This window comes from Ferdinandcohnia sp. Marseille-Q9671 (genome assembly GCF_976954385.1).
Map to the genome: position 1 here is coordinate 1,934,809 of NZ_CDRJTA010000001.1, position 12,542 is coordinate 1,947,350.

Genomic DNA, 12,542 nt, shown 5'->3' on the forward strand with positions numbered 1-12,542 from the left:
ACTTAAATGTTTGCTCCAGACTCTTTTCATGCTTTACATATATGCACAAAAGTCCTTTTAAACATTCATCATAGGCTCGTATAAAGTAAGCATCTTGTGCTTATTATAATACAAGTATTAGGGTATTGGGAAACATCCTAAAAACTCAAATCGAGTAGAGGGAAAATAACTTAATTTATTTCCGCCCCTCTCACAACACCGTACGTACGGTTCGCGTATACGGCGTTTCAATTTATATTCCAGTGTGTACTTTTAGGTAACGTTCCAAGGCAGAGGGAATTCCCCTCTGCTTTAGTCTTTTATTTGAAAGTGCTCTTTGAACTACTTTTGATAATCCTATATATCGGTAGCCTTTTCGACAAAAGGTTAATCCTTTCGCTTCTTCCTTTGGAATTCCTAGTTGAATTAGCGATTTGATTTGTTTTCTCGGTACCTTCCATTGTTTCCATATGATTACCCTAATTCTTGAGCGTAACTTCTCATCAATACGAGTCATTACCTTTTTCATATTTGATATTCTAAAGTAATTTACCCATCCGAAAATGACTTGTTTCAATTTCAATATTCGGTAATCTAACGGAATACTCCAGTTTCGCTTTGTCAATTGTCGAAGCTTCCTTTGAAATTTCTGTACAGAAGTTAGGTGTGGTTTCACTTGATATCTTCCGTTTTTAGCATCGTAGTAGTAACCAAAGCCTAAGAACTTCAAATCTCCCGGACGGGAGACTTTACTCTTTTCTGTGTTGACTAACAAGCCTAATTTCTCTTCTATAAATCTCACGATTGATTTCATCACTCTATTAGCTGCTTTCTCGCTCTTCACAAAGATAAGAGCATCGTCAGCGTACCTAACGAATCGTAGTCCTCTATTTTCTAGTTCCTTATCTAGTTCGTTCAACATAATGTTACTTAAGAGAGGGCTGAGATTGCCTCCTTGCGGAGTCCCGACTGGTGTTTCTTCATATCTACCATTCACCATGACCCCACTAACTAAGTATTTTCTTATTAGTGAGATAACATCTCCATCGTCTATTGTGTTGGATATAATTCGCATTAGTTTATCATGGTGGACTGTATCGAAAAACCTTTCAAGGTCAATGTCCACTACCCAATCGTGTTCATCATTCAGAAATTCCAAGCTTTTTATAATTGCCATCTCACAACTTCTTCTTGGTCTAAAGCCATAACTGAATTCACTGAACTGCTTTTCAAATATCGGACTAAGTACTTGATGAATGGCTTGTTGAACTACTCTATCCACTACTGTTGGTATTCCCAATTTGCGCATCTTTCCATTTTCTTTTGGGATTTCCACTCTTAAGGCAGCTTGTGGTTGGTATTTTCTTGTTCTGATGCGCGTGCGCAATTCATCCTTGTTCTCTTTCAGATATTGTTTAAGTTCGTTGACTGTTACTCCATCCACTCCACTTGTGCCTTTATTTTTATATACACGCAAGTAGGCTTCATTCATGTTTTGATTACTTAGAATTTGTTCTAAAATCGACACACTCGTTTCCCCTTTCCTCTCACGTAATAAGTGATAGCTCTATCTTTTGGTTATCCTTTGAGATACGCTCATACTTTCACCATTAACACATTCAGAGTTCGTCACTTACGCATTCGTGGTGTTGAAACACTATAAATTGTTCAGCCCTTCATGATTTAACTCATTACTATGGCTTCTGCTGACTTCTTGCGACTAACCTTTTCCGACTGTACTACTGTACATCCGCAAGACCTCCCAGGGTAAGACAACTATCTTTCCTCTTTTACTCGCCTGATTTACTCTACAAAGTACGCACATCTTTTGGACTTTGACTTGTTATGGAGCCTCATCCCCTTATAGAGCCTTAGTATCAGATTTCTGTACGTCGAGCCAAGATTTTATTCCACGCTTCCTCCAGCCCTTATCTCACGATAAGTACCTTGCGCTTCCTTAGTGGTTGGTGATGTGTACCCCCACAGTGGACTTTCACCACCTAGATAGCTGCCATGCCTGGCACACATAAAAAAAGAAGGCGATTGCCTCCTCGAATTTTTCGTTTATTTTTCAGCATCCTTATTTACAATGTCAACAATATGTTGCCAGGTTGATTTTTTCAAGGCATCACTCGGTTCACCATCTCCAATGACTCCGTATCCCACAACCACACCAATCAATATGCTGGCAGCAAAAAGAATAACGACAAGTAAAAGTCGCACCCAAATTGGAATTAAGCGTATCCGAATTTTTTTCTCACGCTTCTTTTTAGGTTCTTTTTCCGTATTCTTTTCATCTTCACGAGTTTTTCGAAATTCTTCTCGTGATTTTACTTGTGTATTGTTTAGTTCACTAGTCACAGAGATTTCTCCTTATCTTTTGGGGTTGTTCCGATTTTAGCCCTTGGACTTGGAATGCTTTATTGTAATAGTATTCCGCAGCTTACATTTTCTATGAATAAGTTCTTATCTGATACCATTCACAAGTCCCATCATTTGGTCAGAAAGCGAAATGGACTTCGCATTAAACTGATATGAGCGTTGTGTCAGCAGTAGATCAGACATTTCAGTTGTCAAATTTACATTCGACTGTTCAAGTGCTCCCTGTTGAATGCTGACTTGTTCACGCAAATCGCCTTGGAGGGAAACAAATACATCAGCTTCCGCTATTCCAAGCTCAGCTAAATCAGGTAATGCAAATTGATTTTCGCCAACTGCTTGAAGAAGTTGTGGCTTACTGATTTCAACCACACCTAGATTAAAAATTTGATTCGGTACTTGTCCTTCTGCTGGAATCACAGATATGGTTCCAGTTGGTGAAATTTGAATTTCCTTGAAATTATCGGTAAATACAATGGGGTCTCCATCTTGATCGAGGACCGCGTTTCCGTCGCTTGTTACAAGTGATACCTGATTTGTACCATCATTTGTCGGTGACAAATAGAGCGCACCATCTCTTGTAAAACGAGGAACCATCATTCCATTTTCCTCAACCAACACCTGCAAAAACTGATTTTCCCTTGTAAAGGCAATATCAAGTTCACGATCAGTTGTTTTGATAGCCCCCTGTGTCATCATCATATTTGTATGTCCAAGTCTAGCTCCCACACCGATCCGAATTCCATTTGGGGTTACACGGCCTTCTTCTTGAGTACCAACCGGTTGATTATTGAATTGTTGGGATAACAGCTCACTAAAGTTCACCTGTCGCTTCTTATAGCCGTTCGTATCTATGTTTGCTATATTATTCCCAATTGTATCAAGCTGCTTTTGTAGCTGACTCATCGTATTTGTTGCCGTAATCATCGAGCGCACTGGAATCACCCCTTACCGAATAAAAATATGTTAAATATCTAGCTTCAAAGACGAGCGCTTCGGTAGGTAGAATACACCTGCTGCCAGCGCTCGTCTTATGCTTCTTACCTAAAACTGGGCACCCTAAGCTTTTCTTATAATCTTCCAATCTCGTTAACAGCTTTATCCATACTTTTATCATACGCTTGTAGTACCTTTTGGTTTGCTTCAAAGGTACGGTATGCGGTCATCATTTCAGTCATTGCCTGTGTTACATCAACGGTTGATCCTTCGAGGAAGCCTTGTTTTAAGGCAAATGTGACTTCGGGATTCGCTGTTGCATTGGGTAGCTCGGCTCCATCATTTGTGCGAAACAACCCATTTCCTTCTTTTAGAAGAGACAACGGATTATCCGAAAAGGCAATCTGCAAGCGTGTTTGTGCTTGTCCATTTACAAGAATACTTCCATCTGCCGATACTTCGAACTGACTGCTTCCCAACGGAATTCGATTTCCATCCTCATTCAACACATGATATCCTTCATTCGTTGTTAGATAACCTGCTGCGTCCACAGTAAAATTCCCATTTCTCGTATATCTCACATCACCATTTGCATTTTGAACAGCAAAAAATAAAGAACCTGGTTTATTTGTTTCCTCATTAATTGGCAGATTCCCATTTACTAATGCAAGATCTGTCGTAAGTCCTGTTTCGCGGATATCTCCTTGCGTAAACAGCGGAATCATTTCTTGCATATATACGCCCGTGTTAAGGCCACCTATGCTACTAGCTGTCCGAATACTACCGCCACTTTTTGTAGGACTAGAAGCGCCCTCTAACCGTTGCATAAGCATTTCTGGAAAAGCGCGCAATGATCCTTGGTCCGCTTTATATCCTGGTGTATTCGCATTCGCAATATTATTGGTTAACATTTCCGTACGGCGCTGCTGTGCAAGCATTCCTGCTGCTGCAGAATAAAAACCACGTAACAATGAACTCACCCCATTTTTTCTTAACCGTTCGTCTTCTTTTGCTCCTTTTATTATAAAAGGAATTCCCTCATACTTCATCTGTAAAATATACCCACGTTAGCAACATTCAAATGAATAAAAAATTGAAAAATCCAAATTCTTCTGCGATTAATGTGCCAATCTACGAAGAACAAACCGGAAAGGACCTGTCAAATCCGAGAGGTCCTTTCCTATATATCTATTGTCAAACTAACTTTCTTCGTGGAAGCCTGTCCAAGTTTTCAAGCATAACACCGGTACCTATTGCAACACACTCCATTGGATTCTCAGCAATTAGAACAGGAACACGTAATTCTTCTGCAAGTAGCTGATCAATACCATGAAGCAATGCTCCACCGCCAGTTAGGATTACACCACGATCAATGATATCTGCTGATAGCTCAGGTGGTGTACGTTCAAGCACGCTTTTTGCAGCTTGTACGATCCCAGAAACCGGCTCACGTAGTGCCTTTTCTATTTCGTCAGATTTAATCGTTAGGGTACGTGGTAAACCAGTTACCATGTCACGTCCACGAATATCAATTTCTTCATTGCGTGAATCAGGGAATACAGTTGCAACTTGAATTTTAATGTTTTCAGCCGTTCTTTCCCCAATTAAGAGCTTGTACTCGCGTTTAATGTAGCTTAGGATTTCAGCATCGAATGTATCCCCAGCCATCTTTATAGAAGAGGCGGTAACAATATCACCCATTGATAGAACAGCAACATCTGTTGTACCGCCACCAATATCAACTACCATATTTCCGCTTGGTTGGAAGATATCCATGCCTGCTCCAATTGCAGCCACCTTTGGTTCTTCCTCAAGATAGATTTTCTTACCACCGCTTTTTTCAGCTGCTTCCTTAATTGCTTTTTGCTCAACAGATGTGATATTCGTTGGGCAACAAATGAGGATACGTGGTTTTGAAAGAAAACCTTTTACGTTTAGCTTATTGATAAAATGCTTTAACATTGCTTCTGTTACATCAAAATCGGCAATAACGCCATCCTTCAATGGTCGAATTGCAACTATATTTCCAGGTGTACGCCCAACCATTCTTCTTGCTTCTTCACCAACTGCTAATACCTTACCAGTGTTTTTATCTAATGCCACAACAGATGGCTCATTAAGTACAATTCCTTTACCTTTAACGTGAATAAGTACGTTTGCTGTCCCTAGATCGATACCGATATCTCTAGCTAACATTTGAGTAACTTTCCTCCTTGCATTTGAAACACAAATGCACATATTTTCCTAATAATATATTGTATCACAGTTTAACAAATATCATAGATATTTGTAAAAAAATGTGCGAATTTTTGTAGGAAAATGTCGTAAATGCAAGAAAGAAAGTCTCAACTTGTTATTTTACAGGCTCCTCTTGTAATTCTTCTTCCTTTTTATACTTTAGCTTTGTAGCTTCTCCACCCCGTAAATGCCTTATTGATTTATGATAATCAAGGATTTCTTTTACTTCATTAGCTAATTCGGGATTGATTTCAGGCAGCCTTTCGGTTAGATCCTTATGGACAGTACTTTTGGAAACGCCAAATTCCTTCGCAATGACGCGAACTGTTTTTCTTGTCTCCACGATATACTTTCCAATCTTGATAGTACGTTCTTTGATGTAATCGTGCACACTACTCGCCCTCCCTATGTGGATGTGAGAAGCGTGAAATGAGACGCGTTCATGCTTCAACGAAGAAGAAGTTTTGCTTGAACAAATATTCGTCATTTGAATTGCTAGATCTATGAAGACGATATACGCCCCCTCACCTCAAACACTCTCTTTGTTAGGTTTGTAACATTTTATTAGCTTGGTTGAGGGATTATGCTAAAAAGTCAAGAGGGACAAGGCTTTTATCGAAATATTTTTAAAAATTGCTTGTTTTTGTGTGTTGGACAAGTAGTTAAAGTCATTTTCTTCCATCTTAAAAGATGCAAAACGATACAAAAATTTGAACTCGCTAATATAAAAGGACACAATTATTTGTCTATTTTAGTTCCATGTTTGATAAAATGGATGTAATACCAAATTTTGTATGTATTCCATATAGGGGGATTTACGTGAATTATAAAATATTTGGAAATCAAGAAAGCCATTATGTTCTAGTTACACTACCTCCGCTTGGCGAACGGAAAGAAATCTATGAGGAGCTAGCCAATCACTTACCTGAATATAAAATGGTGGCCTTTGACTTACCTGGACATAATCAAGTGCTATCCGATAACTATTCCATTTCTACATTTATCCATCACATGATGAAGTGTTTGGACGAATTGAAGGTTTCAGAAGCACACTTTATAGGGAATTCAATCGGTGGTTGGATGATACAAGAAGTATATAATCTCTATCCTGAAAAAGTATCTTCCTTACTTTTACTTGATGGTGGTTTTTATTTTTTAGGTGAGCGTGAAAACATGGACGAATCTATTCATTTACCTATAATTGACAAGCTTGAAGATTTAAAAAATGCGGTTCATGAAACAGCTCACTCCATGGAAGGCTTAGAAGAACATACATATACGATTTTTAAAGATTATATGATGGATAACTTCGTTCGAAAGGATCAAGCCTATGTTCATCACAGTAATGAAGATGCATTAAATAGCTTAAGCAAAGAAATTGTATCTACAAACTATTGTTTGCAAACGGCTATACATACACCACTTGGACTGCTACTTGCCGAAACCATCTTAGATGACTTCGGAAAACAAAAACTCAATGAGTTTAAAAAGAAACATCCTCATGCAAAAGTAGAGGTTATAGACAACGGATATCATTTTTTACCTATCACAAATACAAAAGAGGTAGCACAATTTATTCGTACATTCACGAGTCTTAGTGCCATTCCAAATGTAAATGTATGAGGTAACATCTTAATCTATGAATAAAAAATGCAGCTACTCCTAAGTTAGCTGCATTTTCACATATATTTATTTTGATTCTCCGTTGCCTGTAAGAGTTCTCCCCATGTTCGTTTCCCGCGATCCTTAAAATGTTGAAGTAGTTCTACAAATAAATAGGCTGTTGTTAAGGCATCACCAGTTGCCGAATGACGCTGATACATTCTTGTTCCAAAGTTTTGCGCATATCTGTGTAAATCGCGCATGTCATATGACGGGGAGATATACCCGATTAGATCCAAGGTATCAATGGTCGGCATTCTTCGTAGGCTGTATTTTTCACGTTTCAATTCACATTTTAATGTCGCAATATCAAAAGCTACATAATGACCAACCAGACAGGAACTACCGTGGTCCTTAATAAAAGTAAATAGATTTAATATACCTTCAACGGATGTAGGTGCGTTTTCGACCATTTCATCGGTTATTCCCGTTAAATCGATTATTTCCTGAGAAATTTGTCGTTTCGGATTAATAAATGTATGAAATTGTTCGCTCTCATAAACAGTTAATCCGTGCACCTGTACAGCGGCAATTTCAATTAATCGATCTACCGTTGCTACCTGAAAACCTGTAGTTTCTGTGTCAAATATCGTAAAAGAAACCTCATCAATCGGTGTTGATAGAGGAATCTCCTTACTAAGTTGCTGGGTTAGGTATTTTTTTCTAAATAACAACATCTGGCTCCTTTCTATTAATCTAGATGGTAAAATGAGCATTTACTAGAGTCTGTAATTGCCTTAACACATTCACACTCACTATCAATTCTTCCTTTTCCTTTGTTGTGACGTGAGAGAAAGTTAGAATTGAGGTGAGCTGTTCCTTGTTTGTATACTGATTCCACCTTTGTTTTACATAAAACCTCATAACATCTGATATAGCCGCTTTAACATCCTTTGCAAAATTCGCAGAAAATGCTTTCTTTACCACGAGTTTATCGATTCTTTCAAATGGAGTCCCTGAAATAATTCCATAATCAATAGAAATGATTTGCAGGCAATGATGGTAAGGAAAAAGGATTTCCTTCTTTATATCAATCGACTTTTTATCTAACCGGAATAGTGCACGAATCGGTTGATCTAACGAAGGTATTTGATGTTCTTGTTCATGTAATCGATATAGGAGTATTTTTGCATTTCTCATTTCATTAAGAAGTTTTGTTTCGAACAAGTGATGTAGCATTTCATCCCCATATAATAAACGGTAGGAAAAGAAGTTCTGTGCTAGCAACAGATTCTGATTTGTCGCCTTGACACTCCATGTCCGGATTCTCCCTAACCAGGTTTCTACTGAACCTCGCCAAGCGGAATTACTAGCCATCATATTACCTCTACAGCGTGCATAGCCAGCCTTTTCTAATAGATCTACTATTTTTTCTCCTAGCTTTGAAAAATAGTGCACAGCATTTTCATTACTATTCTCATATACGAGAAAATGGTCTTGATCGGTTAGCAAAAATTGCTCTTCCCGACCTGCACTACCCATTTGATAAAAACAAAACGCAACTGGTGGTAGTAAACCCTCCTTTCTTGAAAGTTCCTCAATTGCCATCTCAATACACCTTTTAACAAGTCGGTCATATAACTTTGTTATGCTATCTAGTACTTTATAAATAGGCACATCATCCTGAAGCAGTGCATCAATGACAGCATAAATAGCAAGTTTTATAGAAGGCAAGTTATCCTCTGTTGCAAACTCAATGGATTTGATTACCTTCATCATATTGTCATTGTTTTTTCGCAACACATCGGAAAGTGTGATAATTCCTATTGCTCTGCCATTCTCCACAACCGGTAAATGCTTAACACCTTGTAAAACAAATATCGAAATTGCTTCATAACAGTACATGTCTCTTGAAATCGTTAATGGGTTTTCGGTCATGATGTCGGTTACCAAGTCATCTGGGTCCTTCCCTTTGACAATGACCCTAGTCACGAGATCGCTATCTGTGATAATTCCCTTCAGCATTTTGTTCTCCATCACAAGCACAGAACTAGTTCGATGATCGGACATAATGGTTGCTGCTTGGCAGATGGTTGCTGCAGAATCGACCGAAATAATATTTTTTGTCATCATGTCCTGTACCCTTCTAACGAATAAACCATTTGTCTGTTCCTTTTTTGCAATCGTTACTTGCTCTGCTAACGAATGATAAATTTCCTTCAATCGAACGGCGAGCTGAGTAAGAAGGTACTGGTGAAAGGCGCTGTCCTGGAGGCGTTTTTCAACCACTTTATTTGGGATTATAAGACACTGAACACCCTCGGTTGCAACCACACCAACCCTATACTCCGTATCTTGTAGATTTTCCCCAAATAGACCTGCAATACCCGAGAGTCCAATTAAATCTCCTGGTGCTAGTACTTCAAGTACTTCCGGGTTCTCCTTAGAACCAACAAATACCTCTGCTACGCCAGAAAGCAGCAGAAGTAAAGCCTCCCGCTGCTCATCAGCATCTAATAGTAAATCAGATTGTACAAATGTCTTTATCTGACAAGATGTAAGGAGTTCCGTGACTTCCTTCTTTGAAGCTCCCTTAAAAAAAGGATGGTCCTTCACAACCTCATATACCTGTTCCATGTGTCATCCCTCCTGATCAAATACACATCGGTGTATTTGTGTAGAAATAAGGTAAAACGGCTCTACAGGAATATCCCGTAGAACCGCTTGTGATTGTTATGAATTTGCATCTTCCTTCAACCAAACCTCGCCATCCTTGTAAACCATTTGTTCCGGATAACGCATATCGACAACCTCGTCTTGAATTTTTTGAGATGGCGCCTCCGTCATTAGTGAAACAATGATGTTTCCTAGGAAACCAGCGATTGCACCAAAAATACCTGCTCCAGTGTCAATGATGCCAAGGATCGTGAAGCCACCGTATTTCGCCGCAAAAATATACGAAAGCACGACAACCAGACCGATAATCATACCTGAAATAACGCCTTTCGCATTTGAACGCTTCCACCAAACCCCTAATACAAGGGCTGGGAAGAATGTACTTGATGCGATGGCAAATGCCCATGCTACTATCTGTGTAATAGCTCCTGGAGGATTTAATGCTACTAACCCTGCAATTAACGTAGCAATTACAATCGACCAACGAGCAACACTTAGACGTTTTTGTTCTGTTGCTTCTGGCTTTAGTACACGATAATACACATCATGTGCAAATGCAGATGATAGTGCAATCATCAAACCTCCAGCCGTAGATAATGCAGCTGCCATTGCACCTGCTGCCATTAATCCAATTACAAACACACCAAGGTTTGCAATTTCAGGAGTTGCCATAACGACGATATCATTCGCAATCGTCATTTCCTGCCATTGTAAAATACCATCGCTATTTGTATCCGCCAGTTTCAATAATCCTGTATCAACCCAACTCTTCGTCCATGCAGGTAATTCTGTCATCTTTTGACCAGCAACCTGTGTCATTAAGATGAAACGAGAGAATGCTGCATAAGCAGGTGCTGATAAGTATAATAATCCGATGAAGAGAAGAGCCCAAGCTCCTGACCAACGAGCAGCCTTCATCGTTGAAACCGTATAAAAACGGACGATAACGTGTGGAAGACCCGCTGTACCACACATTAACGTAAACATTAATGCAAGGAACTGCCACTTTGAGCCTGTTGCGAATGGCGCAAAATATTCAGTAAAGCCTAATTGACGATCCAACTCTCCGATTTCTTCAACAATCTTCCCGTAGGAGAGCCATGGTAATGGGTTGCTTGTTAATTGAAGCGATATGAAAATAACAGGTATTAGGTAGGCAACAATTAACACAATGTACTGTGCTACCTGTGTCCAGGTGATACCTTTCATTCCACCCATCGCTGCATAGAAAGCAATCAATACAACCCCAATCATTGTTCCAACTGCTGCATCGATTTCAAATAGTCTTCCAATTACAACCCCTGAACCAGATAACTGGCCGATTGAGTACGTAAATGAAATGATAATCGTACAGATTGCCGCAACAACCCTTGCTGTATGGCTATCAAATCGATCCCCGATAAATTCTGGAACTGTATATCGGCCATATTTTCTAAGCTGTGGTGCTAGGAGGAAGGTTAATAGTAAGTAACCACCTGTCCACCCCATGATATACGCTAAACCGCCATATCCGAGCGCCATAACTGTTCCTGCCATCCCAATAAAGGATGCTGCACTCATCCAGTCCGCACCAATCGCCATCCCATTGTAAATAGGAGGTACCCCACGGCCAGCTACATAAAAGTCCGAAGTCGCTTTTGCTCTATTAAAGATTGCAATTGCAATATAAAGGGCAAACGACGCTAAAATAATGATTAATGAGACCAGAAACTGTGTATCCAAATTTCCTCCCCCTTTAGGTTCGTATTTAGGCTCTACATCTAGTAGAGCAGCCTATTATTCTTTTAGTTGTAGTATTGTAGTTAGAGCTAAAATATGTGTTGTGGAGTGATTGTTACCAAAGCTTAAGACTGCTTTATTTTCACCATGATGATCGTTAGATGTAGGGGTTATTGCAATTCGTAGGGTCTAAGATATGAGTTCATTTCACTTTTAATGGTCTAACACTTTACCAGAGCTAATTTGTTCATTTTTACTTTCATCGATTCCGTATTTTCGATCAATACTGTCACTTAGCTTTGCATTCACAAATAACACAACAATGAAGGTTACAACTGCTCCCTGTGCTCCCATGAAATAATGGAAAGGTAATCCATTTATCGAAAACGTGGAAAGTGGTTCCGCAAACAAGACAACACCGAATGACACAAGAAAACCAATAATTAAATAGATTACAATATTCCTTGTGCGCTCTCTAAAGTACCCATCTGCGATTTGTTTATCAACCTTTTTCAACTACTAGCACCTCCATGAATTTTATAGTTTTTCGTATACTTTTCTACCTTCCTCTTCTCCACATCACCTCCCTATAAACATTCGTATCCGCCTAACTAAGGTTAAAAATAAATCGAATCGTCTCTCCTATAGGTGCCGGAAACATGATGATTTCAATAACAAAATAGATAAAGATAGACAGAAACGGGACAATTAGAAAGATGGGACGTTTTTTCTTAAAAGCCATGAACATACTAAATCCAACAATAACCAACATTAAATAGAGGATCATAAGAATCTGCCCACTCCTTTGTAAGCGTTGTCATCAAAAGGATAATAAAATAAAAGTACATTTACTATTTTACTAGTCACTTATCATAATATTACAAAAATTACTAATATTTATATTATGAATTTTTTTCCAATGCTCGTCAAGAAAAACATGAGACAAAATCCTAGAGAGGTGATGAAATAAGTAGAAGCTGGTAGCCTCAAAGTGAGGTAGAGATGGTTGTAGG

12 protein-coding genes are annotated in these 12,542 nt (G+C 38.9%); 1 reads left to right on the forward strand and 11 read right to left on the reverse strand.

All coding sequences use genetic code 11. The annotated features are described in order from the left end of the window. Positions 1-232: 232 nt before the first annotated feature. The 6 genes from ltrA to spoIIID form a co-directional block, all read right to left on the reverse strand. A complete protein-coding gene (gene ltrA, locus ACWNMY_RS09660; protein WP_449536735.1) occupies positions 233-1,507 on the reverse strand; it encodes a group II intron reverse transcriptase/maturase in 1,275 nt (424 codons plus the stop codon). A gap of 536 nt (positions 1,508-2,043) precedes the next feature. After that, positions 2,044-2,340, reverse strand: coding sequence for a DNA-directed RNA polymerase subunit beta (locus ACWNMY_RS09665; RefSeq protein WP_449538016.1), 297 nt, complete (start codon positions 2,338-2,340; stop codon positions 2,044-2,046). Between the two features lie 105 nt (positions 2,341-2,445). Then, positions 2,446-3,285, reverse strand: a complete 840-nt coding sequence (locus ACWNMY_RS09670; protein WP_449538431.1) for a flagellar hook-basal body protein — start codon at positions 3,283-3,285, stop codon at positions 2,446-2,448. A 143-nt stretch (positions 3,286-3,428) separates the two neighbouring features. Then, positions 3,429-4,265 (reverse strand): flagellar hook-basal body protein, encoded by an 837-nt coding sequence (locus tag ACWNMY_RS09675; protein WP_449538432.1) that lies wholly within the window; start codon positions 4,263-4,265, stop codon positions 3,429-3,431. A 223-nt stretch (positions 4,266-4,488) separates the two neighbouring features. Next, positions 4,489-5,490 carry a rod shape-determining protein MreB gene (gene mreB, locus ACWNMY_RS09680; protein ID WP_449538017.1) on the reverse strand — a complete coding sequence of 334 codons (1,002 nt, stop codon included), beginning with the start codon at positions 5,488-5,490 and terminating at the stop codon, positions 4,489-4,491. Between the two features lie 157 nt (positions 5,491-5,647). After that, on the reverse strand, positions 5,648-5,923 hold the full coding sequence (spoIIID, locus tag ACWNMY_RS09685) for a sporulation transcriptional regulator SpoIIID (protein WP_010677153.1): 276 nt from the start codon (positions 5,921-5,923) through the stop codon (positions 5,648-5,650). 428 nt (positions 5,924-6,351) lie between these two features. On the opposite strand from spoIIID, the gene ACWNMY_RS09690 reads away from it, so the two are divergent. Continuing rightward, a complete protein-coding gene (locus ACWNMY_RS09690; protein WP_449538018.1) occupies positions 6,352-7,155 on the forward strand; it encodes an alpha/beta fold hydrolase in 804 nt (267 codons plus the stop codon). A 56-nt stretch (positions 7,156-7,211) separates the two neighbouring features. Here ACWNMY_RS09690 and ACWNMY_RS09695 read toward each other — a convergent pair whose 3' ends face one another. The 5 genes from ACWNMY_RS09695 to ACWNMY_RS09715 form a co-directional block, all read right to left on the reverse strand. Further along, the gene (locus ACWNMY_RS09695; protein ID WP_449538019.1) at positions 7,212-7,868 is read right to left on the reverse strand and encodes a 3'-5' exonuclease; all 657 of its coding nucleotides are present in this window, start codon (positions 7,866-7,868) and stop codon (positions 7,212-7,214) included. Positions 7,869-7,890: 22 nt separating this feature from the next. Continuing rightward, positions 7,891-9,771 (reverse strand): DUF294 nucleotidyltransferase-like domain-containing protein, encoded by a 1,881-nt coding sequence (locus ACWNMY_RS09700; RefSeq protein WP_449538020.1) that lies wholly within the window; start codon positions 9,769-9,771, stop codon positions 7,891-7,893. Positions 9,772-9,867: 96 nt separating this feature from the next. Next, positions 9,868-11,532 (reverse strand): sodium:solute symporter family protein, encoded by a 1,665-nt coding sequence (locus ACWNMY_RS09705; RefSeq protein ID WP_449538021.1) that lies wholly within the window; start codon positions 11,530-11,532, stop codon positions 9,868-9,870. Between the two features lie 210 nt (positions 11,533-11,742). After that, complete coding sequence (locus ACWNMY_RS09710) at positions 11,743-12,045, reverse strand: DUF4212 domain-containing protein (RefSeq protein ID WP_449538022.1); 303 nt, start codon at positions 12,043-12,045, stop codon at positions 11,743-11,745. 91 nt (positions 12,046-12,136) lie between these two features. Beyond that, positions 12,137-12,316: a hypothetical protein gene (locus ACWNMY_RS09715; RefSeq protein WP_449538023.1), complete on the reverse strand. Its 180-nt coding sequence runs from the start codon at positions 12,314-12,316 to the stop codon at positions 12,137-12,139. Positions 12,317-12,542: the final 226 nt, after the last annotated feature.

What these genes read in the sequence shown, in the direction of transcription:
- ACWNMY_RS09700 (WP_449538020.1), bottom strand. Translation starts at nt 9,771, where the DNA reads ATGGAACAGGTATATGAGGTTGTGAAGGACCATCCTTTTTTTAAGGGA.
- ACWNMY_RS09670 (WP_449538431.1), bottom strand. Translation starts at nt 3,285, where the DNA reads ATGATTACGGCAACAAATACGATGAGTCAGCTACAAAAGCAGCTTGAT.
- mreB (WP_449538017.1), bottom strand. Translation starts at nt 5,490, where the DNA reads ATGTTAGCTAGAGATATCGGTATCGATCTAGGGACAGCAAACGTACTT.
- ACWNMY_RS09715 (WP_449538023.1), bottom strand. Translation starts at nt 12,316, where the DNA reads ATGATCCTCTATTTAATGTTGGTTATTGTTGGATTTAGTATGTTCATG.